Genomic DNA, 25,298 nt, shown 5'->3' with positions numbered 1-25,298 from the left:
AGGCCTCTGTTCCGTGGCCACGCTCATCCGGTGGCCCCGGGGGCGTAGACGGCGACCGCGAGCGCGTCGAGCACCTCGGCGGAGGCGGGTCCGAAGCTGAGCACGGTGGTGTCGGACATGTCGACGACGCGCCTGTTCCTCCCCGCATCCGTCTGGGCGATGGCGGGGAGGTGGTCGACGAGCCCGTCGACCCCTCCGACGGATTCGAGTCCCTTCGTCATCATGATCAGGAGGTCGGGGTTCGCATCCACGAGCGCTTCGTCGGTGACGGGCCGCATGCCCTTCCAGCCGATCTCGCCGGCGACGTCGACCCCACCGAGCGCGCGGATGAGGCTGTCGGCCCCCGACTCCTCGCCGAACAGGTAGTACACGCCCGACTGACCGCGCACGTAGAGGAACATCATCCGCAGTCTCTGCTCGGGGTCGGCCGGGGCCACCGCGGCGATCTGCGCGATCTTCTCCGCGACCGCGGCGTCGCTCCGCGCCGCGAGCGCCTCGGCGCGTTCTGGCACACCGAGCGCCGTACCCACCTGGCCGATGAGCGACCCGACCGACTCGAGCGAGCGATGCGAGTCGACGACGACCACCGGGATGCCCGCGTCGCGCAGCTGCAGGATCGTGTCCCACGGGCCGAGGCTCGTGTCGGTGAGGATGACCGTGGGCGCCGCCTCGAGGATGGCCTCGGCGTTCAGGTCGTGGCCGTTCTCGGTGACGACGGGGAGGGCTGCCGCCTCCGCGAACCCGCTCGAGGTGTCGCGGGCGACGACGGATGCGCCGAGACCGAGCTCGAACACGATGCGCGACAGGGAGCCGTAGATGTCGAGCGTGAGGATGCGGCTCGCGTCGGCCACCGTGACGGAGGTTCCCTGGGAATCCGTGACCGTCACCGGGAGCACCTGAGCTCCGTCGACGATGGGGTCGATGGCGGCCGATGCCGCGACCGCCGTGGACGGCCCCTCCCACTCCAGCGGATCGCCGAGCGGCGTGACCTCCGACAGTGGCGGGGTGGCGGGGGCGCCGGACGTGCCCGAGGGCGCGTCGGCACCGCAGGCGGTCAGGCCGAATGCCACCGCGAGCACGGTGACGGCAGCGACGAAGTGGCGTGCGCGCATCATGGGTAGAGCCTCCAATTTAGGTAAGCCTATCCTTAACATTGCGCCGGAACCCAGCGATCTGCTTAGGTAAGGCTAACCTGCCTTCCGCGCTCACCCGGGCGCAGCTGACGCGCGCGTCGGCCCGTTGGAGAAGGTCGAGAAGGGATGTACCCGTGGACTCCTCCACACCACGCCGGCGATTCAGACGCACCGCCCTGGCGGGGCTGACCGTCGCCGCTCTCACGCTGGGCGGTGTGCTCGCCGCCGCGCCCGCCCATGCCGCCGAGACCACCGTCGACGGCGCGGTCTTCCGCTGGGGCCTGAACGCCGAATCGAACGCCGCCGCCTTCGCGCCGGGGACGGTCAACCTCCTCTCCGCCGGTGTCGTCACTGCGACGTCGTCGGCCGACCGCGTCACGCAGAGCACCTGGAAGCAGAGCGAGGGGAACACCAAGATCCTCAAGCGGCAGGCGGATGGCAGCTACGCCGACGCGACCTTCGCGGGGCTCCGCACCGACGCCTCAGGCACCACCATCACGACCGGAAACGGCCTGAACTCGGGTCACGTCGCCGAGATCTCCGCGGGCACGGGCACCGTCGACGTCGACGCGAACACCGCCGTCATCCAGTGGACGGGCACCTTCACCTCCGCGTACTACTCCGGCATGACCCGCTCGTGGATCACCGACCCCACGCTCACCGTCGACTCCGACGGCACGGGAACCATCACCGCCACCCTCGGCGGCTACGGCACCTCCATGGACGACCCCGACAAGTTCGAGACCCTCGAGCCCGTCGAGGACGTGGTCGTCGCCACCCTCACCGGGGTCGACGTGACGCCGACCGGCTTCACCGTCACGCCCGACTACCTCGGACGCACCGTCACCACACCCGCGGATGGCGTCGCCCAGGTGACCTCAGGGGCCTACGCGGGCGCGTTCCCGCAGCCGTTCGTCGACTTCCAGAGCAGGACCGGGCAGGGTTCCTACTGGTACTCCTCGGGCGGAGCGGCCGACACGCGCAAGCCCGCCGGCGCGGTCTCCGTGGCCTACACCGCGGCTCCGGTCGCGTCGGTGCCGACGGTGACCGTGTCGAAGACCAGTGGTCTGACGCAGGGCGAGACCGTCACCGTGTCGGGCAGCGGGTTCCTGCCGTCGGGAACGGCGACGAACGGCACCCGTCCGCCGCTGGCGGGGCAGTTCAGCGGTACCTACGTCGTCTTCGGCAAGTTCGCCGAGGCGTGGAAGCCGTCGACCGGTGCGGCATCCTCCACACGATCGGTCATCGCCCAGAAGTGGGCGCTGCCCGCCGCGAGCATGTCGACGGTCGGCGGCGCGAACGCCGGAGCCATCGAGCTCAAGGCCGACGGCACCTTCTCCGTCGACCTCACCCTCACCACCACCGAGGCGCAGAACCTCGCGGCCGGGAACTTCGGAATCTACACCTATCCCGGAAGCGGCGCGAGCTACGCCCCCTTCGAGACGTACACGCCCCTCGCGTTCTCCGCAGCATCCGACGTCATCGTGGAGGTGCCCGACTGGGTCGACAACCCGACCGGGTCGTTCGGTTGGGCCTTCGAGGGCACCTCGCCCGCCAACCTCGGCACCGCGGTGCAGGACGGCGGCAACTTCGTCGCGGCCGGCTCGCTCACCAACATCGTCGTGACCGACACCCGCGCCGGCGGAACCGCACCGTTCACGTGGAGCATCTCCGGCCAGGCCGGCGACTTCGCCTCCACCGGGGGCGGCTCCTTCTCGGCGGGCTACCTCGGCTGGAAGCCGAAGGTGGTCGCCGGGGCCGTCACCGGGGGCGCCGAGGTCGCCTCGACCCGGCTCGGCGGCACCGGTCTCGGTTCCTCCCGTGTGCTCGCCTCATCCACCTCCGCGGTGAGCGCGACGGTGGGAGCCGAGCTGTCGCTCGTCATCCCCGGCACCACCACCGCGGGCGACTACACCAGCACCCTCACCATCACCGCACTGCAGTAAGACGCCGTGCACGGGGCCCCGGCATGACCCGGGGCCCCTCCCCGCGCCTCGACCAGAAGGAACCCCCGTGCCCACCACCCGTCGCACCCCCGTCTTCGCGCTGGCAGCACTCATCGCGCTCCTGCTCACCTCTGCCTCCGCCGCGCTGGCACCCGCAGCCCGCGCCGAGGACGGCGGTGTGGCCTGGACGGTGAAGACCGCCGACAACGCCAACGGTGCAGGGCGCGCGAACTTCACGTACGACGTCGAGCCGGGTGCCGTCATCTCCGACACGATGGTCGTGGTCAACACCGGCACCGAGCCACTTCCGCTCTCGGTCTACGCAGCGGATGCGTTCACCGCGTCGAGCGGCGAGATCGACGTGCTGGTCGACGGCAGCCCGTCGGTGGGTGCCGGCACCTGGGTGCGCGTCGACACCGGTGCGCTCGAGCTGTCGCCCGGTCAGACGGCCGACATCCCCTTCACCATCAGCGTGCCCGCCGACGCCCGCCCGGGCGACCACTCGGCCGGCATCGTCACCTCCCTCACCAGCACCGACGCATCCACGTCGCTCTCGGTCGACCGGCGCCTGGGCACCCGGATCAACCTGCGCGTGGCGGGTGAGCTCACCCCCGCCGCGCAGGTCGGCGAGGTGCACGCGGAGTACCTCCCGAGCTGGAACCCGTTCGCCCCCGGTTCCGTCACCATCCGTTACGAGCTCGCCAACACCGGCAACACCCGCCTCACCGGCACCGACACGGTGACGGCCTCGGGCGCGTTCGGCCTGCTCGACACCACGACGGCGCCCACTCAGCTCAGCGAGATCATCCCCGGCTCGGTGGTCGAGGTCGTGCGCGAGGTTCCCGTGCTGTCTCTCGGGTGGGTGCACGGATCGATGGCGGTCGCGCCCGAGGGGGTCGGTCTCGGGGCCGGGGCGACGGATGCCGTCGGAGAGGAGTTCGGGACCGTCGCGCTTCCGTGGAGTCTCTACGCCGTCATCGTGCTCATCGCCGGTGTCGCCGTCGCGAGCATCCTCGTGATCCGCCGTCGGGTCATGGCATCAGAAAGCCGAGGAGGCCGTCGGCCCCTTCGTGATCGTCGGCCGCGATCGTGATGACGGCGTCGGGGGTGAAGGCGATCATCTGGCCGTGGGCCCCGTGCAGGCGCCAGCCGGCGCCGGGCCCGTCCCAGCCGGCGAACGCGTAGCGCTCGTAACCCGGGCCGGTTCCGGCCGCCACCCAGTCCGAGTGCATCTTCGCGACACCCTCGGCGGAGACGAGCGTGCGTCCCTGCCAGCGACCGCGATCGCGGATGAGTCGCCCGACGCGGGCGAGCTCTTCGGTGCGGAGCGCCAGGCCGCCTCCCGCGGCCGGGTACCCCCGCGGGCAGCGCTCCCACGCCGCATCCGTGATGCCGAGCGGATGCAGCACCACCCGGTCGACGTAGTCCGCGGCGTCGCCGACGACCTGGGCGAGCACCCGCATCGCGGTGTAGGTGCTGGCGTTCGAGTACTGGAACACGCGCCCGCGGGAAGGGCGGCCGAGGAACTCGAGGGCGAGGTCGGGCCAGTCGGTCATGAGGGTGGGCGACCAGGGCAGGTCGATGCCGCTGGTCATCGTGAGGAGGTGGCGCAGCGTGATCGAATCCGACCCCTCGCCGAACTCGACGTTCGGGAGGTACCGCGACACCGGCGTCTCGAGCGAGAGCAGCCGCTCGTCGGCGGCGCGGAGGATGGCGAGCGCGCAGACGCCCTTCGCGACGGAGTGGATGTCTTCCCGCACGTCGGGCGCCCAGCGGTGCTCGGCGGTGTCGTCGCCGACGAGCACGTGCACGCCGTGCGCCCTGAACCCGCGTGTGTCGATCTCGCCCACGATCCGGTCGAGAGGGAGCTGCGCGGCGTTCACCTCTCCAGTCTGCCTCCTCGGCGGGTGGGAGACTCTTCTCGTGGAACGCGATCGGGAGTTGCAGGAGTCGCTGCGAGATCTGTCGGTGCTGCTGCGCGCCGTGGGTGAGACACCGTGGGCCGACCGGTGTGCACAAGCGGCCGAGCGGGTCGCAGCCGGAGGTGATCCGGCGGAGGTGAGGCGTCTGTTCGGCGGGATGGGGAGCCTGAACGACCTGGTCATCCACCCCGTCAACGGCCATGCCGTGGCGGATGGCCAGGTCGATCGCATCAATCGAGCGCTCGCCGGACTCCGGGAGCGGATCTACTCCGCGTCACACGTGACATGCGGCGAATGAGCGCACCGCTCGACGTCAGCCCGCTGACCGAACGGGTGAGCCGGCGCGAAGTGCGCCGCTCGTGGCGGGCACTCACCGAGGCGCATCCGGAAGCGCGCGACACCGTGGGCACGATCCGCCGCGTCATGCTCGGGGTGCCGACCGTCGTGATGGCGATGGTCGCGCTCGTGCTCGCCGGCATCCTGGTCGGAGAGGTGGTGCGGGGCGAGACCGAGGTGTCGACGGCCGTCATCGTGCAGGCCTCCCTCGGCGGGGTGCTGGCCCTGACGTGCCTGCTCACCGGCACGACCTGGCTCCGGCTGCTGCGACGGAGGCCGCGCCCGCGGGTGCACCACAGGCTGATGCGCTTCGCGGCGGCGAACGGCATGACCTACCGGCCGGGCCCCACGGGAGCCGAACGCGGGTCGCCGCTCAAGACCCGGGGCGGCTTGAACCTCACCCGCGTGCTCCGCACCGCAGGGGAGCGCCCGATCGAGTTCGCGAACTACGAGCTCGCGGCGCCAGTCTCGACGAGCACCTCGCCGCCGTTCGGCGGCTATGCGGCCCTCCGGCTTCCCGCCGAGCTGCCGAACATCCTCCTGCGATCGGAGGACGGGCCGCGGCGCTCGCTGCTCACACCCGCAGCGCTGCGCGGGTCGCAGGTGCTCTCGCTCGAAGGGGACTTCGACCGCTTCTTCCAGCTGTACTGCCCGGAAGGGTACGAGCGGGACGCGCTCTACCTCTTCACGCCGGATGTGATGGCCCGCCTGATCGACCACGTGCGCGGCCTCGACGTGGAGATCATCGACGACTGGATGTTCCTCGTGAGCTCCCATGACCTCGTCACCGACCGGGCCGACCGATGGGCGGCACTCACCGCCGCCGTCGATGCGCTCGACGACCGTGTCGAGCGGTGGGGCAGCTGGCGCGACGAGAGGGTTGCCCGCCCCGCCGCGGGCGCGGCCGGGGAGCCGACCGTCCGGGTGCGGGAGGTCGCGCGGCCGGGCCGACGACTCCGCACCATCTGGAGCCCCGGCACGATCGCCATCACGGTCGGAACCGCCCTGTGCTTCGGGGGACTCGTCGTCGCGCTCGTGCTGCGGTAGCGGGCGTCAGCTCGCGCAGGGCCCGAGATTCGCCGTGACGTCGATGTAGCGGGGCCGGTAGTTCGCGACATCGGCGTAGACGTCGGCGGTGTCGAAGCTGTTCACGTTGTAGGTGACCGTGATGGTTCGACCGTGGGTGAACTGCGGGTGGGCCTTCGCGTTGTACGTGAACACGTTCCCGCCCGTCTCCGGGGTGGAGTAGAGCAGCGTCTTGTGCCCGAACGGACCCTCGGGTGATGTCGCGGCGTAGCCCACGATCTTCGCACTCAGGGCCTCGGTGGCGTCGCCTGTGACGAGAAGGTAGGCACCGTGCACCTTCTGTACGCTGAACTCGTTCGAGACGCCCTCGAGCACCCGCTTCGAGGCCGTCGGGGTGGTCGCCCAACCACCGTCGGCGAGGTACCGCCACGCCGACGGATCCGTCAGCTGACCCGACGGCACCCGCGCGAGGTGCGCCCACTTCTGCGCCTGCTGGTCTTCGACGCCGTACACGTACGTGTAGCCGCCGTCCTCGAGGATCGCCGAGCCCCAGTGGATGCCCGACTCCGGCAGCGCAGTCGTCCCGGTGAGCGCCATGGTCGCGACGTCGAACGACGCGATCGCGCTGCCCGCGAACGCGAAGTCGAACACGCCCGTCCCCGTCTTCTTGAACTCGAGCAGCAGTACGCGCAGCGCCCCTCCCTCGACGGTGGCGTCTCCGAACCAGTACCAGTTCTGTGCCTCGTCGCCGCCCGGCACGGTCACGAGTGAGGCCGGAGCATCCGTCGTGCCTCCGGTGTACGTCGTGAGGGTGCCGCCGTCGTCGACGATGATCGAGTTGTGCACGAAGGGCGAGTCGGCCGGGCGCGAGTGGTCGGGGTTCACCTCGCCGAGGAACGTGTCGGAGTAGATCCAGGCGGTGCGGCCGCCGGGAAGCGGAACGCTGTACGAGGAGTCGGCGCCTGTCCAGCGACCGGCACTGTCGCCGTAGTCGTCGAACAAAGACGTGAGCTCGTCGTTCGTGCTGACGCTGGGCCGGATGCAGGGGAGGGCCTGATGCCCGGACGCCGGCCGTGCTGATCCACCGGCCAGCACATCCGTCGTTCCGGGCGCGGCGGCGCTCGCCGTCAGCGGTGCAGCACCCGCGGCGAGGGCGAGCGTCGTCAGTGCCGCCGCCATCGTCGCGAACCCGATCGGTCGACCTCGTCGTCGCATGCTCATCAGCGGGAAATCCTCTCGCGATCGGCAGACACCGCGGCCTCGACAGCTCTGTCTGCGCCTGTTAACGTTATCAAGCGGGAACGGTAGCACCTCGCCGGGCATCGCGCCAGTGGTCGTCCGGTCGGGCGGCATGCAGGTTGTAGCGTGGACGGGCGGCCTGCTCTCGAAGGGATGACACGTGAAGCGCTCCGAATCGCGACCGCCCACGGTCAAGGAGGTGGCGGCGCGGGCGGGTGTGAGTCCGATGACGGTGTCGCGGACACTCGGCGGGGGTGCGAACGTGCGCCCGGAGATCCAGGAGCGGGTGCTGGCCGCCGTCGAAGAGCTCGGCTACCGGCGCAATGAGAACGCACGCAGCCTCAGGCCGGGTCAGCCCAGCGGGCTGATCGGTGTCGCCATCACGAACCTCGCCAACCCCTACTACGGCAACTTCGCGCTCGGTGTGGAGGAGATCGCCACCCAGCACGGTCGCCGCATCCTGCTCGGCAACACCGGCGAGGCGATCGGCAGGGAGCGGCAGCTCGTCGCCGACTTCGTGGGCCGGCAGGTCGAGGGTCTCGTGCTCGTGCCCTCGGGCGGTGCGTACGACCACCTCAGCCGAGAGCGGCTCGGCGGCGCCCCGTTGGTCCTCGCCTCGCGCCGGGTCGACGGGCTGTACGCCGACGTCGTGGTGCTCGACGACGTCGGCGGTGCCTACAACGGCACCATGAAGCTCCTGCGCGAAGGGCACACCCGCATCGCCTATCTCGGCAACGTGCTCTCCGTCATCACGGGGCAGCGACGATTCGACGGCTTCCAGCGAGCGCTCGACGAGAAGGGCGTGTCGCTCGCGCCGGAGCTGGTCCGGCGCAGCCAGCAAGACGTCGAATCGGCCCGCATCGCGACCGAGGAGCTCTTCGACCTCGCCGAGCCGCCCACCGCGATCTTCTGCGCCAACAACCGCAATACCATCGGTGCGCTCCAGGAGATCGGCAGGCGCGCGATGGCGGGGCGTCGTGACTTCCCGAGCATCGTGAGCTTCGACGACTTCGAGCTCGCGGAACTGATGCCGGTGCCGGTGACCGTGCTGCACCACGACGCGCGGGAACTCGGTCGCGTGGCGGGCCGGCTGCTGTTCGAGCGCTTGGCCGGCGATGACGGGCCGGCGCGCACCATCGAGTTGCCCGTGTCATTGCGCGTCGCCAGGTCCTGAACCATGGTCTTCGGGACGATGGGTTGCGGGACCGGTCGCGGTCTGGCTATGGTAACGATACCAAGACGGCCTGCGGGGAAGCTCGGCTCACGATCCGAGCTTCCTCCCTGCCGGCCACCGCCCACATCAGAGAGGATGCGCCGATGACCGAGCTCTGCATCGACTTCGGCGGCTCAGCGATCAAGCTCGGCGTCTGCGACGACGGGCGCATCCTCGCCCATGCGGAACTGCCGGTTCGGGGCACACCCGACGACCTCACCCAGGCGGCTGGAGAGCTCCGTCGCCTGGCGCACACCCAGGTCGGGTCGGGAACGCCGTCGTGGGGAGGGGCCTCCGTCGTCTCCATCGCGGTGCCGGGAGTGGTCGACCGGCGGCGGTGCGCGCTCATCGCCGCCCACGACAAGTACGGCTACCTCGCGGGGCGTGATCTCGACGCGTGGTCCCGTGAGACGTTCGGTCTTCCGGCGGTGGTCGAGAACGACGCCAGGGCCGCGCTGCTCGGCGAGGCCCGCTACGGCGTCGCGGTCGGCGCGCAGAACGCCGTCATCGCGCTGTTCGGCACGGGCATCGGCACCGCCGCCCTGCTCGACGGCCGGTTGCTGCACGGCGGCCACGACCACGCCGGCATCCTCGGCGGCCACGTCACGGTCGACCTCGACGGCCCCGTCTGCAGTTGTGGCAACGTCGGGTGCGCCGAGGCACTCGCCAGCACCTGGGCCCTCGAGCGCTCACTCGCGGCGGTCGAGCTCCACGGGTTCGCCACGAACGGCGGCCCCTCGGCCGACTCCGAGCGTCGCGCCGGGCCAAGCGCTCCGGCGCCCGCCGAGGGCGGCGACCGCAGAACTCCGGGAGACCTCTCGTCGCTTCGCGAGCGGATCGACGCCGGCGCAGCCATCGGCATCGCCGACGTCGTCGAGACCCTCGACCACTCCGACTCCCGAACGCTCCTCGACCGCTACCTCCGTGTCTGGAGCGCGGCGATCGTGACCCTCTGCCACGCCTACGACCCCGATGTCGTGATCGTCTCGGGCGGGGTGATGCGCTCTGCGCCGCTGATCGTGCCTGCCCTGACCGAGCAGGTGCACGCGCACCTCTGGTCGTCGTCGTTCCGGCCGCCCCTCGTCGTGCCCGACCGGCCCGACGTCTCCGTCGTGCTCGGGCTCTCCGCCCTGGCACAGAGCGATGGTCGCGCGCCGTCCGCAACCGAAAGGCCCCGCACCTGATGAGTTCCCGTCCGTCGAGCTACGACAAGCAGCCCACCATCCCACTCCCCGCCGGCGCCACCGTGCTCCGCGGCGACGAAGCCTGGGGGGCGGTCGACGCCGCGGCGCGGGAGCGCAGCGGCCCTCGCGCCCCCGTCATCGCGATCGACACCTACCCCGGCGTCGATCTTCCCGCCTTCACGAAGGCCGTCGCCGCTGCTCTGCCGGGCTATCACGTCATCGACATCGAGGATGCCGCCGCGCTGCCCGTCGAGGCCATCGACCGCCTCATCGCGCCCAACCTCACCGACGACCGGGTGTTCGGGGTGCTCAGCCACCTCACCCTCCCCGCGTTCTACGACGCGGAGCGTCTCACCGCTGTACGGGGTCGCCTCACCGGCCGTGGCGGAGCCGAGGGCCCCACCGTCGTGATCGGCTGGGGCGCCGAACTCGCCGCCCCGAACGCCGACGCCCTCGTGCTGGTCGACCTCGCGCGCTGGGAACTGCAGCTGCGCCTGCGCGCCGGCGCCACCAACTGGCGCACGCCGAACTCCGCCGAGGAACCGCTCCGCAAGTACAAGCGCGGCTTCTTCGTGGAGTGGCGCATCGCCGACCGCCACAAGCGCCGCTTCTTCGACCACGTCGACTTCGTCGTCGACGGCGCCGCGCGCGACGCGACCGGCGGCATGGTGACGGGCGACGCCTTCCGGGGCGCGCTCGAACACGCCACCACCGGCCCGATGCGTGTCGTGCCGTTCTTCGATCCCGGCGTCTGGGGCGGCCACTGGATGCAGGACCGCCTCGATCTCGAACCCGCCGCCAACAACTACGCCTGGTGCTTCGACTGCGTGCCCGAGGAGAACTCGCTGCTGCTCGAGGGCCCCACCCCGGAGGGGGAACGCGCAGTCGTCGAGATCCCCGCCATCGACCTCGTGCTGCAGCAGCCGCGCGAACTCCTCGGAGCCAAGACCTTCGCCCGTTTCGGGGCCGAGTTCCCCATCCGCTTCGACTTCCTCGACACCATGGGCGGCGGCAACCTCTCCCTCCAGGTGCATCCGCTCACCGACTACATCCAGCAGACCTTCGGCATGCCGTACACGCAGGACGAGAGCTACTACCTGCTCGACGCCGGCGACGACGCGGTCGTCTACCTCGGCCTCAAGGAGGGGACCGACCCAGCGGAGATGATGGCTGCGCTCCAGGCGGCGACGGATGGGGAGCATCCGTTCGACGCCGACCGCTTCGTCAACTCCTACCCTGCCAAGAAGCACGACCACTTCGCCATCCCCGCCGGCACCGTGCACGCGTCGGGCGCGAACTCGATGGTGCTCGAGATCTCGGCGACGCCGTTCATCTTCACCTTCAAGCTCTGGGACTGGGGACGCCTCGGCCTCGACGGTGTTCCGCGCCCGGTGCACCTCGAGCACGGCGGCAACAACATCCAGTGGGACCGCACCACCGGATGGGTGGCCGAGAACCTGCTCGACCGGGTCGAGACGCTCGAGGAGCACCCGAACGGCGACCGCGAGGAGCGCACGGGGCTGCACGAGCTCGAATTCATCGAGGTGCGCCGCAACTGGTTCACCGACGAGGCCGCGCACGACACCGAGGGCACGGTCAACGTGCTGAACCTCGTGGAGGGCGACGAGGTCGAGGTGGTGAGCCCCACCGGCGCCTTCCCGCCCTACACCGTGCACTACGCCGAGACCTTCATCGTGCCGGCGGTGGTCGGGCCCTACGTCATCCGGCGCACCCCGAACTCGGAGAGCGAGCTATTCGCCACCGTCAAGGCCTCCGTGCGCGGCACGGAGATCCGCACGCACCACGCAGTACCGACGATCCACACAGAACGAGGGAGTTCACGATGAAATCGACGACACGGAGGGTCGGCCTCCTGGCCACCGTCTCGGTTGCCGCCCTGGCCCTGACCGCCTGCTCCGGCGGCGGAGGCGGCGCAAGCGACGGTGCCACCACCGGCACCCTGAACTTCTACACCGACAAAGCGGCCTGGGAGCCCGACTTCGACACGCTGAGTGAGACCTCGAGCTCCGACGTCGACATCGAGCTGAACACGACCGGGTACTCGGATGCGAACCAGTACGACGCGTTCATCCGCCAGTCGTTCCGCACCAACAAGAGCCCGGGCCTGTTCAGCTGGCACACCGGGTCGTCGCTCAAGGAGCTCGTCGACGAGAACCTCGTCGCCGAGACCACCGACATCTGGGACAAGGCGATCGCCGACGGCTACGTCAGCGAAGACCTGAAGAAGTACTACACGATCGACGGCAAGCAGTACTGCGTGCCGATGAACATCGCCTACTGGATCATGTACTACAACAAGACGATCTTCGACGAGAACGGCCTCGAGAAGCCCACCACCTGGGACGAGCTGATGCAGGATGCCGCGACCCTCAAGGCCAACGGTGTCACGCCGTTCTACCAGACCAGCGTGCTGTTCACCTTCCCCTGGTTCCAGCAGCTCGTCGCCGGCACCGACCCCGAGCTCTACAACGGACTCTCGACCGGCGAGGTGAAATACACCGACCCGCGCGTCGTCGACATCATGAACGTCTGGCTCGACCAGCAGAACAAGGGCTGGTTCAGCGACGCCGGCAGCACCACCGACCCGGCGGTGATGCTGAAGCAGGGCGACATGGCCATGATCAACTTCGGCAGCTTCTTCGGCGCGTCGCTGGATGCTGCGGGCATGACCCAGGGCACCGATTACGACTTCTTCGTCATCCCGGCCGTGAACTCCGACGTCGACCCCAACGCCGTCGCCGTGGAGACCGGCCCGCTCTGCACCGCTGAGAACTCTCCCCAGCGCGACCTCGGCATGGCGTTCGCCGAATGGTGGATGAGCCCGGATGCGCAGAGTGCGTGGAGCGAGGCCCGTGGGGACGTGCCGTTCAACCCGAAGGCCACGGTGGCCAATGAGGCCCTCAGCGAGCTCGGCACCTCGGTCGCGACCGACGACCAGCTCGTCGAGCGGTACTTCGAGGCGACGCCCACCCCCATCCTCACCGTGGCACTGGAGCAGTTCGGCGCGTTCAACGCGAACCCGGGCGACCCGCTGCCGTTCCTGCAGAAGATCCAGGACGCGGCCGACGCGTACTGGGCCGACCAGGGCGCCGACCAGAAGTAGGAACGGAAGCCTTCGTGTCTCGTCGTCGTGACTCGACCAGCTACCAGTGGTCCGCCCGGGGCTTCATCGCCCCGGGCGTGATCCTGGTGGCGGTGCTGCTGTACGCACCGCTACTCTGGACGACCTACCTCAGCTTCACCGAGTACAACGGTCTCGGCGACCCCGACTGGGTGGGCCTCGCCAACTACGGGGCGATGTTCGCCGACCCCGAGTTCTTCGGCTCGCTCGGCAACACGCTGCTGTGGGTGGCGGGCACGCTGATCGTGCCGGTGGGGCTCGGACTCGGCCTGGCCCTGCTCACCTTCGACCTGAAGGGAGGCATCTGGCTGCGGCTGCCCTTCCTCATCCCGTACGCCATCTCGGGCATCGGGGTGGGGCTGATCTGGTCGTTCATCCTGCAGAGCGACGGCGCGCTCGACCAGGCGCTCGCGCTCGTCGGCGTCGTCGATCCGCCCCGCTGGCTGCTGGATGCGCCCCTCAACACGGTCGTGATGATCCTCGCGTCGTCGTGGCAGGGGGTCGGCGTGAACGCGCTGCTGTTCACCATCGGGCTGCAGTCGATCCCGAAGGAACCCCTCGAGGCGGCCCGCCTCGACGGCGCCCGGGGAGCGCGGCTGTTCGGAAGCATCCTGTGGCCGATGCTCCGGCCGCTGACCGCGGTGGTGATCGGGCTCTCGATCGTGGCGAGCCTCAAGACCTTCGACATCGTGCAGGGCATGACGAAGGGCGGGCCGGGACGGGCATCCGAGACGCTCGCGCTCACCATGTACAAAGACACCTTCGTCAACAGCGACTACGGGCTGGGGTCGGCGATCGCGGTGTTCCTCACCATCGTCACGCTCGTGGCATCCGTGCTCTATCTCCGGCAGCAGCTGTCGAAGAAGAACGAGATCTAGGAGGGCTCGATGTCGAGATCCATCCGCACCGCCGTCTTGATCGTGGCCGGCATCATCTGGTTGCTGCCGGTCTACCTCCTCGTCATCAACGCCGCCAAGTCGCCCGCCGACTTCACCTCGAAGGAGGCGTGGCTGCCGAACGGCTTCGCGCTGTTCGAGAACATGTCGGATGCCCTGTCGCTCTCCGGCCTCGGCGACGCCGTCTTCAGCACCCTCATCTACTCGGTCGTCTCCCCGATCATCGCCGTGCTCGTCGGAGCCGCCGCCGGGTTCGCGATCGTCGCGCTGCGACTGAAGCACGGCTTCGCGTGGTTCGTCGTGATCTTCGGCGGCACCGTCTTCCCCCTGCAGATGGTGCTCATCCCGCTGTTCGACGGCTACTCCCGCGTCGGGCTCTTCGACACCCGGCTCGGCATGGTGCTCGTCTACACCGCGATCTCGGTACCGTTCTCGGCGTTCGTGATGCGCAACTTCTTCTCCGGCATCGCGCACAACGTGTTCGAGGCCGCGGTCGTCGACGGCGCGTCGACCCTGCGCATCTTTCTGCGCGTCTACATCCCGATGGCGATGAGCGCGCTGGTCGCGATCTTCATCCTGCAGGCCACGTTCGTGTGGAACGACCTGTTGCTCGGGCTCACGCTCAGTCAGTCAGACGACGTGCGGCCCATCGTCACGACGCTCAGCGGCATGCAGAGCACCTACGGGGGCGCGCAGCTGTCGACGGTGCTGGCGGCGGGCATCCTGGTGTCGCTGCCGACGGTCGTGCTGTTCCTGTTCACCCAGAAGTTCTTCGCCAAGGGCCTCGCCCTCGGTCAGTACTAGAGAGGCATCGATGCCGAATCCGCTCATCCCCACTGTCGACGACCTCGCCGCCCACCCGGTCACCCACCACTACGACGACATGATCGCGCCCGGCGGGCTCACCAACTTCCTGGGCACCGTGCGGGTCGAGCACGACCTCACGGCCGTCGGCGCGGTGACCTTCCCGCCCGTGGCGCAAGGCGCCGCCGTGACGGGGGTGCTGTTCGTCGACGGGCGGGTGTTCGAGTCGTACGGCGTGCCGGTGACGCACGAGTGGCGGGCGGACCGCGTGGTGCGTACGGCATCGGTGAACGGGCTGCGGATCGTCACCACGACGGTGTGCGTGCCGGGGGAGACGGCGGTGGCGGTGGACGTCACCGTGACTCCGCTCGTGCCGGCCTCGGCCGGTGGGCGGGCTTCGGCGACGCTGACACTCGCACTGAATGCGAGAGTGACGGATGCGCAGCGCGCGTGGCTCGACGCCGAGCCGCCGGATGCGACGAACAGCGTGTCGACAGGGACTGGCCGCCCGGCGGCGGCACTGGTGTTCAGCGATCCGGATGGCGGCGCCTGGAGTGTGCAAGGTGTCGACGTGCCGGCCGAGGCGCGGCTGAGCGGCATCCCGGTGGGGGAGACCGAGGGGTTCGAGATCGGGATCGGCGGGATGGGGCGCGGTGGCGAGGTGACGGTGGCACTCGACCTCGGCGACGGAGCCGCGCGGTTCGGGTTCGTGCAAGCCGTGGCGACCACGCGGGAGGTGGCCGAGGCCGTCTTCGCGCGGGTCGCAGGAGACGTGCCCGGCGCAGTGCGCGCATCCGAAGCCCTGTGGAACCGGCAGCTCGAGGCGATCTTCACGCCGGGCGACGCGGAGTACTCGGGGCATCTCCCCGTGCTCGACACCGCCTCCGACGATCTGCGGCGGCTGTACTGGTGGGGTGCGCTCGGTGTGATCTGGTTCCGGCGGGAGTTCGCGGGGAACGTGCTCGAGCGCTCCTACGACACCCTGATGCCCAACTACTGGGCGACGACCACGTTCATCTGGGACTACAGCTTGAGCTCGGTGTCGCACGCCCTGCTCGACCCCGCCGAGATGAGACGGCAGGTGACGCACTGGATAGACAGCGACATCCACACCCACTTCGGCACCTCGTCGCTCACCGGCGGCCCGGTGGGTCGCTGGTACTCCGTGAACGACTACGCCATGACCAGGCTGGTCAGCGACTACGTGCGCTACACCGGCGACCGCGGGTATCTCGACGAGGAGATGGCCGACGGGCGCACCGTTCGCGAGCACCTGCTCTCGTGGGCGCGGGCCTGGCAGGGGCTTCGGGGAGCGGGCCGGCTCGCCGACTACGGCGGGATCGACAACCTGCTCGAGTGCGTGAGCTCCTACACCCACGAGGTCGCGAGCCTCAATGCCGCGAACGTGTGGTGCCTGCGCACGGCCGCAGCTGTGGCGACCCTCACGGGTGACGAGGCGCTCGCCGCGTCACTGCAGGCCGACGCCGACACCCTCGTCGGCGACGTGCTCGACCTGTACGACCCCGGAACCGGTCACTTCGTCGCCCGTCAGCCCGACGGCAGCCGGCTCCCGGTGCGGCACTGCTACGACTTCAACGTCGTGGGTACGACGATCTCCGGCGACCTGCCGACGGAGCTGCGTGCGGAGATGGTGGAGTTCTTCCAGCGGGAGCTGCAGACGGAGAACTGGATGCGCGCCCTCTCGCCCTGGGATCCGGACGCCAGCTTCTCGGTGCGGCCCGACCATCAGTGGAACGGGGCCTATCCGGCGTGGCCCGCCGATGCGGCGCGGGCGCTGGTGGCTCTCGGTGCGCCCGCGGTGGCGACGGAGTGGGTCGGCGGGCTCGTGCGCTCGACCAACCAAGGCCCGACCGGGCAGGCGCATTTCGTCGAGGAGGCGCTCGCCGGAATCGACGGCGGGGCGCGCAAGGCGCCACCACAGCTGCCGTACATCACAGACTGGGCGTGCTCGTCATCGGGGGCGTGGGTGGCGCTCGTCATCGAGTCGTTGTTCGGGGTGTCGGTGGCGCTGGACGGTTCGGTGTCGCTCTCCCGGGAGGGCTCGTCGCCGGTCGCCGCGCTCGACCCCGACGCGGTGCTGCGCGGAGTGCGAGCGGGCGACCGGCACTACGAGGTGCATGCCGACGGTCGCGTCGTCGCGTCGCCGCGAGCCGGTTGACGCTGCAGCGAGGTCGACGGCCGCGCGGCGTCGGTAGGGGGCCAGAATGAGATGATGAGCGAGAGCGGGCCCGTCTTCAGCATCGACCGGATGGGCGTCGGCCCCGCCGACCTGCCCGCACAGCTTCCCGCGAGGGCACGGCTGCTCAGGGTGGTCGCGGGCCCTGACCGGCCCGACTACTGCCTCGCGGTGGTGGAGGAGCCCCTCCGGCACCGCACCTCGCTCGAGCAGCTCCGGGCCGCCGGAGTCGACCCGGCCGCGGCCGACCCGCAGATGATCCAGGTGAACGACGACGGATCTGTCGACCTCCTGGTGTTCGGCCTCGTGCTCGCGGCGCGGCTTCAGGGCGAGCAGCTCCATGCCGGGATGCGCGACCTCGCGGTCGGTCTCGCCTACGTCGTCGACAACACACTCCTGAGCGACGACACGCTCGACCTCGGCAAGGCCCTCTACGTGGCGGTCGTCGACGTCACCGACCGGTCGTCGGAGTAAGCCAGGGCCCGGTTCGACTAGGGTTCAGGCGTGGTCCTCAAGGCGATCGACTCGTTCCTGCCCCGCATCGAGGGCGTGGCGATCCCCCGCGGGGCCGCGGCCGACGTCGTGTTCGAAGCGATGTGCGCGGCGCTCGTCTCGGGCGAGCTGGGGCCGGGGATGACCGTTCACGACGGCACCATCGCGGAGCACCTCGGCATCTCGCGCACCCCGGTGCGCGAGGCGATCCAGAGGCTCCGGATGCTCGGTGTCATCGAATCGGCGGCCAACCGGCACACACGCATCGTCGACGTCTCGCCCGTGCGCACCGAGCAGGCTCTTCACACCTGGACGGGACTGTTCCAGGTGCTGTGCGAAGAGGTCATCCCGCTCGCCGACGACGCGGTCGTCGCAGCGCTCGTCGAGCAGCAGGCGGCCTTCGGAAGGGCGCGTGCGGCGGGAGACGACATCGGCATGGCGCGCACCAACTTCGCGTTCTACGCCGTGCCGCTCCCGCTGTCGCGCAACTCGGTGCTGGTCGACGCCCTCCGCCGGGTCGTGTTCATCATCAGGCTGGGCGGGCTGAGTCTTCCCGACCACATCGACGTCGACACGGTCGAGAAGGCGCAGCTCGGGGTGGTGGAGGGCTTCCGCCGGGGCGACCCGGCACCGGTGGCGGCGGCCATGGTGGCCTTGCGGCGGCTTCGGATCCCGCGCGAGGCGGCCCGTTCGGGGGCTTGACCCGCGGCTCGAGTCGACCAATATACTGGTGCTTCTTCCGGCCCCGACCTTGGAGCACCGATGCCCGCATCCGCCGTCACTGAATCGCGCATCCGGGGCGTCGCCCGTCTGCGGCCCCTGCTCGCTCTGGGAGCGACCGTCGCGCTCGTGGGCGTCGGGTTCGCCGTTCCGTCGTCGGCGTCGGCCGCCGAAGCCGCCGATGCAGTCGCCGACGCCGTCGCCGACGGATGCTCCTTCGAGACCGGGTTCTGCCAGGTCGAGGGGCAGCCGGGGTCGTCCTACGAGGTCGCCGTCCCCGCCGGAGTCAACCGCATCACGGCACTCGTCATCGGCGGGGCGGGGGGTGCCAACAGCTCGGGTCAACCCGGCGGGCAAGGCGGCCTGACGATGGCGACGTTCGAGGTGAGCGCGGGCCAGACGCTCGACATCGTCATCGGCGGCGCCGCCTCAGGAGCGACCGCGGGAATCGGATACACCTCAGGCGGGCAGGGCGGCCGGTCGGCGGGCACGCCCGACTTCATGCCGACGGGGGGCGGTGGCGGCGGGTCGAGCGCGGTTCTCGACGGGACCTCAGGCGACGTGATCGCGGTCGCGGGCGGCGGCGGCGGTGCCGGCGGCGACGCTCTCGGCGGAGGTGCGCCGGGCGGCTCCGGCGGTGACGGCGGACAGCCCGCCTCCTCCGGCGGCAACGGCTCGCCGACGGGTACCTCGAGCGAGGGCGCGCAGGGTGGCGACGGCGGAGGGGCGGGTCAGGCCGACGGTGAGAACAACACGACTGTCTCGATCGCCCCGACCCCAGGAGCGGGGGGAGGCGGGTACTCCGACGGTGGCAGCGGTGGAGGCGGATCGAGCGGCTTCACCGGCACACCGGACGGCACCGAGGACTACCCCTCTGCCGGCGGGGGAGGGGGCGGCCAGTCGTACGTGGCGCCCTCGGTGGTGACCTGGCGGTTCCTCGCCTCCGGGCCGTGGAACGATGCCGGCGACGGAACCGTGCTGCTCTACACCTCGTCCGGATCCGTCTTCACCTGCGCCACCGGCACTCAAGACGACGTGCTGCCCGATGCCGCCACCGGTGCGATGGTGGTCGCCGCCGGCGGCGCGGGCGAGTCGACCGAAGACAACGGGCAGGGTGGCGCCGGCGCGCTCGTGACGGGTCAGTTCGCGGTGCCGGGTGGCACCCAGCTGAAGGTGGTCGTCGGATGCGCGGGAGACCACGGCGGGTACGGATGGTCGTCGGGAGGGGTCGGCGGAAGCGCCCACGACCTGACCAAGGCCGGTGGGCAGGGCGGCGGTTCGTCGGCCGTGGTGCCGGGTGGCTCCGACCCGAGCATCGGAGCAGGGGGAGGCGGGGGTGCCGGCGGGCCCATCTTCGACGCGGTGTGCAACTGCTCGGGCGGCAACGGGGGCGCGGGCATCGGCACGCCGGTGGCCGGCGCGATCGGCGAGGCCGGCGCGGGCGGCGAAGGCGGTGGCCTGTTCGGCGGCGACGGTGGCGCCGGTGGCTTCGCGAATGGCGCCTCCGGTGACGACGGCGAGAACGGTGAGTTCCTCAAGGCTCCCGGCGGTGGGGGCGGAGGCGGCATCGTCAGCGGTGGCAGCTTCGGCCGTCGCGGCGGGGAGAGCTCAGCCGGTGGCGGCGGGGGAGCGGGGTCGTCGTACGCCGTCGACGGGGCGACGTTCCTGACGGGCGGCACCCTCGACCCGACGGTGTTCGACGACGGCGTGGTGCTCGTCATCCCGGTCGTGCCTCCGCAGCTCTCCGCGACGTTGACGATCGATCAGCCCGTCATCAACGCGACGGGTGCGAAGCCCGACGTGAGTGTCGGGGTGACCTGCACCGTGGCCGGTGACGTCGTCACCTCGGAGCAGTTGCGGTTCGTGGGGGAGGAGCGCACGCTCGCCGTGAGCGGGATCGCGCGCGGTGCCGAGTGCACGGCGCGCATCCTCGAGCCGGCGGATGCCGGGGCTGCCGACCCGGTGGTCACCGTCATGGACGCCGACAAGCGCATCTCGCTCGGCTATGACGCCGCGAAGGCGAACGGTGGGGGAGCGGGTGGCGGAGCCGGATCTTCACGCCTCGCCGACACGGGCGCCTCGCCGATGAACGCCGTGGGACTGCTCGCCCTGCTCCTGGCGGCGGGTGCAGGCGCGCTCGTCTGGCGGCGACGGCTCGGGCGAGCGGGCCGTTAGCCCGGAGGTGCGGCGGGCCGCGGCCCTACTCCCGTGAGCGGGCCCGGCAAGCCCCTTGCCGGTCGCGGCGAGCGGCTTAGCGTGGGGCGCATGGAGAAGACAGAGATCCGCTGGAACGACGAAGCGCGCGCGAAGATCCTCGGCGACGCCGACCGGGTGCTGCGTGAGGCCGTCGAGGCGACGGCCGCATCCCACACCGACGCCTCGTCGGACGAGGTGTACGCCGAGCTCAACCGGCACCTCAAAGACCGCTTCATCGACTACGAACCCGGCCCCGACGTGCGCAAGTACGCCGACGCCATCGTGGCCGGCGACATCGGCTGACCCGGTCGGTCGGACCGTCGGCGATTCCGTATCAGGGCCACGTCAGGCGTGACGGTCTCGCTCATCGTCGGTCAGAAACCCCGCTCGTGTCTGGCGCTCCTGCAGAGTCTCGAGTTCTTGGAAGAGCGTGACCTGCCAGCCTGCGGGGCCCTGCAGGCGGGCGTTCAGGGAACGGAAGGGAGTGCGCGTGGGCGGGGCGAGAACCGTCGCGTCGCCTGCGGTCGCGCGGGCGACCGCCGCGACGGTGTCCTCGACTTCGAGTGCGATGCGGAGGGAGGGCGCCGACCCGGCGGGCATGCCCTCGACCTCGTCGATGTTCTTCGCGTGGGTCGAAGTGGCGAGTTCGATGGTGGCTACGCCGGCGTGGAGGATAGCGACCCGGTCGTCGCCCTCTGTCGCGAAGGCGGCCTGCTCGGGCATGCCGAGGAGGTCTCGGTAGAAGTGCAGTGCCTCATCGAAGTCGTCGGTCTCGATGATCAAGCGCAGCTGCTTCGGTGTCGTGGGGTTCGAGTTCGCGTTCGTCATGATCCCCACTCTTCCCCCTCACGTGCGCGTGAGGGGGAAGCCCCCACCGAGCGCGAAGCCCGGCAAGGGCCTCCTCTTCGCGCTCGATCGCCCGCTTCTCGCCGGCAAGGCGCCCCTCGGCCGCATCGAAGGCGGCTCGCAGCCGGGCCTCCGACTCCTGCGGCGCACTCAGGGCCGGGAGCAGCGTGGCGATCACCGAGCTGCAGAACCCCGCGTCGAACAGCTCGCGGATGGTCCCGACGCACCCGCCGATTCGTGCAGGTCGCCCTCAGCGGCCGGTGGTCGTGCTCCGCCAGCGGCCCCGGGCGACGTTGAGGGCCCAGCCGGCGGCGACCACGAGGACGACAGCGCCCGTCATCACGAGCAGGTCGGGTGGTGTGCTGAGGATGCCGAGGCTCACGATGAGGGTCGTCGCTCCGGCGGGCGGATGCGGGAGCCTGATCAGCTGCAGCACGAGAGTCGTCACCGCGACCGACGTCGCACCCGCCGCGAGGTAGGCGGGCGTGAGCCCGCCGACCGGGGCCGACTGCATCCCGGTCAGCCCGAAGGTGACGAAGGCCGCGTAGCCCACCGCGAGAGCGACCAGGTGGCCGACGAGCGCGTTCACCGGCCGTGACGACTTCTCGGCGGGGGAGGCGAAGAACAGCATCACGGTGGGCCCGAGGCTGGGGAACAGCCACGGCTGCTTCAGCGCGAGTCCGATGGCGCCGGCCGCGGCGAGAACGATCAGGCAGAGCAGGGCGCCGACCACGGCATCCAGGCGGCCGCCGCCTTCCCGGCCCCAGGGGCGCCACCGTTCCGGGCTGCTCGTGCGCTCGCTCATGACGCGACGATCAGCGCCTGCGGCGCGGCCTGCTTCAACCGTGTGCGCAACCAGGAGAGCTGCGTCTCCGTCTCGGTGGAGCAGCGGTCGACCACCGCCAGCAGCTCCTCGTCGCGAAGGCCGAGCCCCGCCTGCCGCACCACCATCCAGGAGAGGTCGACGAGTGTGCCGATCAGGCACAGGTCTTGCAGATCGCGCAGCAGCCCGACCGGGCCCTCCCGGGTCGAGCTGAGCGCGTCGGCGTGCAACCGCTCGGGCTCGTCATCGGAGTCGACCTCGCCGTAGCGCTCCACCACGGGAGCGAGCGCGGCGGCGTGCTCGTCGCACTGCCCGGCCAGGGTGTGGCACAGGTGGAAGACGTCGGGCTCCTCGCCGTGGCCCTCCGCCACCTGCCGGAACGACTCCGCCAGTGCCGCCTCGGAGCGGTGGAGGAGCCCAAGGTAGACGGGCAGCTGCATCACGCACCCCTCTGGTCTTCGGCACGCGGAGGCTCCGCCACGCCGATGCGCTCCTCGGCCGTGGCGTCGTCGCCGCCGACCGTCGCCGGCACCGCACCCGCCGCGCCCGGCACCGCGCTCGCCGCGCCCAGCGCCGCGGCCGGCCGCGACGCTCCGGTGGTGGGCGCCGGCGCCGGCCCGTCACCCCCGCCGACCCTCTCGATCCGCACCGCGGCCACCTTGAACAGCGGCTGTTTCGACACCGGATCCCACTCCGTCGCCGTCAGCTCGTTCGCGGCCGTCGGCCGGTCGCCCGGGCCCGATCGTCCGTCGTCCCAGTAGCCGTAGTGGAAGGGCGCGAAGACGGTGCCCGCGCGGATGTCGCTCACCCGCGCCGGCACCACGATCTCGCCGCGGGGAGAGGTCACCCGCACGATGTCGCCCTCCGCGATGCCGTAGGTGCGAGCATCCGTCGTCGACAGCTCCACCCACGCGCGCGGTGCCGCCCTCTGCAGCTGCCGGGCGCGGCCGGTTCGAGTGCGGGTGTGGAACTGGTAGACCGTACGGCCCGTGGTGTAGCGCAGGGGGTAGTCGTCGCTCGGCTCCTCGTGCGGGGGTGCGTAAGGGGCCGCCTTGAGCACGGCTCGCCCGTCGATGCGCTTCGCCGAGTAGGCGGTCGGGCCGACCGTCGCTCCGGTGAGGAGGTCGTGCCCGTAGGTCTCGGCCTCGTCGAGCCCCGTGCGGAAGACGCCGTCGCCGTAGAGGCGCGTCGTGCCGTCGGGATGCTCGTCGTTGCAGGGCCAGGGAATGCCGCTCCCTGCGCGCAGACGCTCGTAGCTGAGGCCGGTGTAGTCGCAGAACCTCCCCCGCGTGCACTCCTGCCAGGCCCGGAACCCGTCTTCGGGCCCGGCCCAGTCGAGCAGCGGCGACCCGTCGTTGCGGCGGAAGTCCATGCGGCGGGCGTAGTCGAGGAAGATCTCGAGATCGCTCCTGGCCTCCCCCGGCGGTTCGATCGCCTTGTCGGCGAGGTGCACCGTACGGTTCACGTTGGTGAAGGCGCCCTGCTTCTCGCCCCAGCCGGCCGCGGGCAGCACGACGTCGGCGAGCATCGCTGTCTCGGTGAGGTAGAGGTCCTGCACCACGAGGAACAGCTCGTCGTTGCTCAGGATGCGGCGGATGCGCTCCGATTGCGGCATCGACACAGCGGGGTTGGTCGCCGACACCCAGAGCCACTGGATGCTGCCCTGCTCGGCGTAGCGGAAGATCTGCATCGCGTGGGTGGGCGGCGACCAGTGCGGGATGCGGTCGATGTCGACGCCCCAGAGCCCTGCGAGCTCGGCGATGTGGTCGGGGTTCTCCCAGTTGCGGAAGCCGGGGAGGTCGCCGTCGGCGCCGGTCTCGCGGGCGTTCTGCGCCGTGGGCTGGCCGTTCATCTGCAGCACGCCGCACCCGGGCCGGCCGAGCATCCCGCGCAAGAGGTGCAGGTTGTTCACCTGGCACGACGCGGCGGTGGCCTGCGAGGCTTGATAGAAGCCCTGGAGAACGGTGGAGAGCATCCGTTCGCTGGTGCCGATGATGCGCGCGGCGCGGCGCACGTCGTCGGCCGCCACCCCGCATGTCTCGGCGACCTCGTCGGGGGTGTAGGGCTCGACCGTGCGGCGGAGCTCGTCGACACCCACGGTGTGCGCGGTGACGTACTCCTCGTCGACCCAGCCGTTGACGAACAGCTCGCGCACCAGACCGTTCATCAGGGCGAGGTTCGTGCCCGGCCGCACAGGCAGGTGCACGTCGGCGACGCGGGCAACCTCCGTGTCGCGCGGGTCGACGCAGACCACGAGCGGCCGGTCGGGGCCGGCGAGGCGGTCGAGCACCCGCGCCCAGAGCACGGTCTGGGTCTCGGGCATGTTGTGGCCGTAGAGCACGATGGCGTCGCAGGAATCGATGTCCTCGTAGCTGCCCGGCTGGCCGTCGGAGCCGAAGCTCTCCTTCATGGCGGCCGCCGCGGTGGCCGTGCACAGGCGCGTGTTGCCGTCCATGTGCGGGGTGCCGAGGCCGGCCTTGCCGATGATCGCGAGAGCGTAGTACTCCTCGAGGTAGAGCTGCCCGCTGGTGTAGAACCCGTGCGAGAGCGGGCCCTTCTCGGCCAGGAGCTGCCGGCTGCGGTCGACGATGCGGCCCATCGCGGTGTCCCAGTCGGTCTCCACCAGCTCGCCGCCGACCCGCACGAGCGGCCGGGTGAGCCTGTCGCCGCCCTGCATGCCCTGCCAACTGCCGAAGAGGCCCTTCGGCCCGAGCCGGCCGTGGTTCACCAGGTCGACCGCCCGACCGCGTACCCCCACCATCCGGTCGCCCTGCACGGCGACGTCGCACGCGCATCCGTTGCTGCACAGTGTGCACGCCGACTGGACCCAGCGGTCGACGTCGGCCTCGGTGACACCGTCGGCGAGCTTCTGGTCGACGCGGACGGGCCACAGCCCGTCGCGCGGAAAGGGCGTTCGGCTGCCCCACACCTCGGCGATGCGATCCGTCACGATCGACCTCCTCACTGGCACCCTCTGGCGCGCGCCGTGGTGCTCATCCCTGTCTCGGTGTTGCCTCTTTCCATCAGCCCAGGAACGGCGGCGGGTCGCACGGTGCTTGACAAGCGGCGATGCGCCGGTTCGGGATGTGCCGGAGCGCCGCCTACGATACGAACTGACCGCAGCATCCTCTGAATCCAGGACGACCCCCATGACCGTCGGCAGTACGAGCCTCGGCGGTCGTC

At 70.6% G+C, this 25,298-nt stretch carries 22 protein-coding genes; 15 read left to right on the top strand and 7 right to left on the bottom strand.

Annotated features, from left to right (window positions below):
• Nucleotides 1-23: 23 nt before the first annotated feature.
• On the bottom strand, nucleotides 24-1,115 hold the full coding sequence (locus tag ABFY20_RS18750) for a hemin ABC transporter substrate-binding protein (RefSeq protein ID WP_368497719.1): 1,092 nt from the start codon (nucleotides 1,113-1,115) through the stop codon (nucleotides 24-26).
• Between the two features lie 152 nt (nucleotides 1,116-1,267).
• Between ABFY20_RS18750 and ABFY20_RS18745 the strand changes: the two genes are divergently transcribed.
• Entirely contained in the window at nucleotides 1,268-3,079 is a 1,812-nt protein-coding gene (locus tag ABFY20_RS18745; RefSeq protein ID WP_368497718.1) for a hypothetical protein, read from the top strand.
• A 67-nt stretch (nucleotides 3,080-3,146) separates the two neighbouring features.
• Nucleotides 3,147-4,172, top strand: a complete 1,026-nt coding sequence (locus tag ABFY20_RS18740; RefSeq protein WP_368497716.1) for a DUF916 domain-containing protein — start codon at nucleotides 3,147-3,149, stop codon at nucleotides 4,170-4,172.
• On the opposite strand, the gene ABFY20_RS18735 is transcribed toward ABFY20_RS18740, so the two are convergent.
• Nucleotides 4,111-4,962 (bottom strand): serine hydrolase domain-containing protein, encoded by an 852-nt coding sequence (locus tag ABFY20_RS18735; RefSeq protein WP_368497715.1) that lies wholly within the window; start codon nucleotides 4,960-4,962, stop codon nucleotides 4,111-4,113. The genes ABFY20_RS18740 and ABFY20_RS18735 overlap by 62 nt on opposite strands.
• A 40-nt stretch (nucleotides 4,963-5,002) precedes the next feature.
• On the opposite strand from ABFY20_RS18735, the gene ABFY20_RS18730 reads away from it, so the two are divergent.
• Together ABFY20_RS18730 and ABFY20_RS18725 are read left to right on the top strand one after the other, a co-directional pair.
• Complete coding sequence (locus ABFY20_RS18730) at nucleotides 5,003-5,299, top strand: hypothetical protein (protein WP_368497714.1); 297 nt, start codon at nucleotides 5,003-5,005, stop codon at nucleotides 5,297-5,299.
• On the top strand, nucleotides 5,296-6,384 hold the full coding sequence (locus ABFY20_RS18725) for a hypothetical protein (protein WP_368497713.1): 1,089 nt from the start codon (nucleotides 5,296-5,298) through the stop codon (nucleotides 6,382-6,384). The genes ABFY20_RS18730 and ABFY20_RS18725 overlap by 4 nt, the downstream gene beginning before the upstream one ends.
• 6 nt (nucleotides 6,385-6,390) lie before the next feature.
• Here ABFY20_RS18725 and ABFY20_RS18720 read toward each other — a convergent pair whose 3' ends face one another.
• Complete coding sequence (locus tag ABFY20_RS18720) at nucleotides 6,391-7,584, bottom strand: DUF4185 domain-containing protein (protein ID WP_368497712.1); 1,194 nt, start codon at nucleotides 7,582-7,584, stop codon at nucleotides 6,391-6,393.
• A gap of 178 nt (nucleotides 7,585-7,762) precedes the next feature.
• On the opposite strand from ABFY20_RS18720, the gene ABFY20_RS18715 reads away from it, so the two are divergent.
• The 11 genes from ABFY20_RS18715 (at nucleotide 7,763) to ABFY20_RS18665 (ending at nucleotide 20,749) form a co-directional block, all read left to right on the top strand.
• Nucleotides 7,763-8,776: a LacI family DNA-binding transcriptional regulator gene (locus tag ABFY20_RS18715; protein WP_368497711.1), complete on the top strand. Its 1,014-nt coding sequence runs from the start codon at nucleotides 7,763-7,765 to the stop codon at nucleotides 8,774-8,776.
• A 143-nt stretch (nucleotides 8,777-8,919) separates the two neighbouring features.
• The gene (locus ABFY20_RS18710) at nucleotides 8,920-9,999 is read left to right on the top strand and encodes an ROK family protein (protein ID WP_368497710.1); all 1,080 of its coding nucleotides are present in this window, start codon (nucleotides 8,920-8,922) and stop codon (nucleotides 9,997-9,999) included.
• On the top strand, nucleotides 9,999-11,846 hold the full coding sequence (locus tag ABFY20_RS18705) for a class I mannose-6-phosphate isomerase (protein ID WP_368497709.1): 1,848 nt from the start codon (nucleotides 9,999-10,001) through the stop codon (nucleotides 11,844-11,846). The genes ABFY20_RS18710 and ABFY20_RS18705 overlap by 1 nt, the downstream gene beginning before the upstream one ends.
• A complete protein-coding gene (locus ABFY20_RS18700) occupies nucleotides 11,843-13,123 on the top strand; it encodes an ABC transporter substrate-binding protein (protein ID WP_368497708.1) in 1,281 nt (426 codons plus the stop codon). The genes ABFY20_RS18705 and ABFY20_RS18700 overlap by 4 nt, the downstream gene beginning before the upstream one ends.
• Before the next feature lie 14 nt (nucleotides 13,124-13,137).
• Nucleotides 13,138-14,019: a carbohydrate ABC transporter permease gene (locus ABFY20_RS18695; RefSeq protein WP_368497707.1), complete on the top strand. Its 882-nt coding sequence runs from the start codon at nucleotides 13,138-13,140 to the stop codon at nucleotides 14,017-14,019.
• Between the two features lie 9 nt (nucleotides 14,020-14,028).
• Complete coding sequence (locus tag ABFY20_RS18690) at nucleotides 14,029-14,841, top strand: carbohydrate ABC transporter permease (protein ID WP_368497706.1); 813 nt, start codon at nucleotides 14,029-14,031, stop codon at nucleotides 14,839-14,841.
• A gap of 10 nt (nucleotides 14,842-14,851) precedes the next feature.
• Entirely contained in the window at nucleotides 14,852-17,020 is a 2,169-nt protein-coding gene (locus ABFY20_RS18685) for a hypothetical protein (RefSeq protein ID WP_368497705.1), read from the top strand.
• A 54-nt stretch (nucleotides 17,021-17,074) separates the two neighbouring features.
• Nucleotides 17,075-17,512 (top strand): hypothetical protein, encoded by a 438-nt coding sequence (locus tag ABFY20_RS18680; RefSeq protein WP_368497704.1) that lies wholly within the window; start codon nucleotides 17,075-17,077, stop codon nucleotides 17,510-17,512.
• Nucleotides 17,513-17,542: 30 nt separating this feature from the next.
• A complete protein-coding gene (locus tag ABFY20_RS18675; protein WP_368497703.1) occupies nucleotides 17,543-18,232 on the top strand; it encodes a GntR family transcriptional regulator in 690 nt (229 codons plus the stop codon).
• 60 nt (nucleotides 18,233-18,292) lie between these two features.
• The gene (locus tag ABFY20_RS18670) at nucleotides 18,293-20,425 is read left to right on the top strand and encodes an LPXTG cell wall anchor domain-containing protein (RefSeq protein ID WP_368497702.1); all 2,133 of its coding nucleotides are present in this window, start codon (nucleotides 18,293-18,295) and stop codon (nucleotides 20,423-20,425) included.
• Between the two features lie 90 nt (nucleotides 20,426-20,515).
• Nucleotides 20,516-20,749, top strand: coding sequence for a hypothetical protein (locus ABFY20_RS18665; protein ID WP_368497701.1), 234 nt, complete (start codon nucleotides 20,516-20,518; stop codon nucleotides 20,747-20,749).
• Between the two features lie 42 nt (nucleotides 20,750-20,791).
• Here the strand turns inward: ABFY20_RS18665 and ABFY20_RS18660 are convergent, their stop codons facing one another.
• From ABFY20_RS18660 to ABFY20_RS18645, 4 genes are all read right to left on the bottom strand, one after another.
• Nucleotides 20,792-21,274 carry a VOC family protein gene (locus ABFY20_RS18660; RefSeq protein WP_368497700.1) on the bottom strand — a complete coding sequence of 161 codons (483 nt, stop codon included), beginning with the start codon at nucleotides 21,272-21,274 and terminating at the stop codon, nucleotides 20,792-20,794.
• Between the two features lie 268 nt (nucleotides 21,275-21,542).
• On the bottom strand, nucleotides 21,543-22,097 hold the full coding sequence (locus tag ABFY20_RS18655) for an HPP family protein (protein WP_368497699.1): 555 nt from the start codon (nucleotides 22,095-22,097) through the stop codon (nucleotides 21,543-21,545).
• Entirely contained in the window at nucleotides 22,094-22,555 is a 462-nt protein-coding gene (locus tag ABFY20_RS18650) for a hypothetical protein (protein ID WP_368497698.1), read from the bottom strand. The genes ABFY20_RS18655 and ABFY20_RS18650 overlap by 4 nt, the downstream gene beginning before the upstream one ends.
• Nucleotides 22,555-25,065 (bottom strand): molybdopterin oxidoreductase family protein, encoded by a 2,511-nt coding sequence (locus ABFY20_RS18645; RefSeq protein ID WP_368497697.1) that lies wholly within the window; start codon nucleotides 25,063-25,065, stop codon nucleotides 22,555-22,557. Before ABFY20_RS18645 ends, ABFY20_RS18650 begins: the two co-directional genes overlap by 1 nt.
• Nucleotides 25,066-25,298 lie beyond the last annotated feature (233 nt).

Source organism: Herbiconiux sp. A18JL235 (assembly GCF_040939305.1).
Lineage (GTDB): Bacteria > Actinomycetota > Actinomycetes > Actinomycetales > Microbacteriaceae > Herbiconiux.
This window is presented reverse-complemented; position numbering and strand designations above follow the sequence as displayed.

What these genes read in the sequence shown, in the direction of transcription:
- ABFY20_RS18750 (WP_368497719.1), bottom strand. Translation starts at nt 1,115, where the DNA reads ATGATGCGCGCACGCCACTTCGTCGCTGCCGTCACCGTGCTCGCGGTG.
- ABFY20_RS18725 (WP_368497713.1), top strand. Translation starts at nt 5,296, where the DNA reads ATGAGCGCACCGCTCGACGTCAGCCCGCTGACCGAACGGGTGAGCCGG.
- ABFY20_RS18720 (WP_368497712.1), bottom strand. Translation starts at nt 7,584, where the DNA reads ATGAGCATGCGACGACGAGGTCGACCGATCGGGTTCGCGACGATGGCG.
- ABFY20_RS18710 (WP_368497710.1), top strand. Translation starts at nt 8,920, where the DNA reads ATGACCGAGCTCTGCATCGACTTCGGCGGCTCAGCGATCAAGCTCGGC.
- ABFY20_RS18705 (WP_368497709.1), top strand. Translation starts at nt 9,999, where the DNA reads ATGAGTTCCCGTCCGTCGAGCTACGACAAGCAGCCCACCATCCCACTC.
- ABFY20_RS18700 (WP_368497708.1), top strand. Translation starts at nt 11,843, where the DNA reads ATGAAATCGACGACACGGAGGGTCGGCCTCCTGGCCACCGTCTCGGTT.
- ABFY20_RS18690 (WP_368497706.1), top strand. Translation starts at nt 14,029, where the DNA reads ATGTCGAGATCCATCCGCACCGCCGTCTTGATCGTGGCCGGCATCATC.
- ABFY20_RS18685 (WP_368497705.1), top strand. Translation starts at nt 14,852, where the DNA reads ATGCCGAATCCGCTCATCCCCACTGTCGACGACCTCGCCGCCCACCCG.
- ABFY20_RS18680 (WP_368497704.1), top strand. Translation starts at nt 17,075, where the DNA reads ATGAGCGAGAGCGGGCCCGTCTTCAGCATCGACCGGATGGGCGTCGGC.
- ABFY20_RS18670 (WP_368497702.1), top strand. Translation starts at nt 18,293, where the DNA reads ATGCCCGCATCCGCCGTCACTGAATCGCGCATCCGGGGCGTCGCCCGT.
- ABFY20_RS18665 (WP_368497701.1), top strand. Translation starts at nt 20,516, where the DNA reads ATGGAGAAGACAGAGATCCGCTGGAACGACGAAGCGCGCGCGAAGATC.
- ABFY20_RS18660 (WP_368497700.1), bottom strand. Translation starts at nt 21,274, where the DNA reads ATGACGAACGCGAACTCGAACCCCACGACACCGAAGCAGCTGCGCTTG.
- ABFY20_RS18655 (WP_368497699.1), bottom strand. Translation starts at nt 22,097, where the DNA reads ATGAGCGAGCGCACGAGCAGCCCGGAACGGTGGCGCCCCTGGGGCCGG.
- ABFY20_RS18650 (WP_368497698.1), bottom strand. Translation starts at nt 22,555, where the DNA reads ATGCAGCTGCCCGTCTACCTTGGGCTCCTCCACCGCTCCGAGGCGGCA.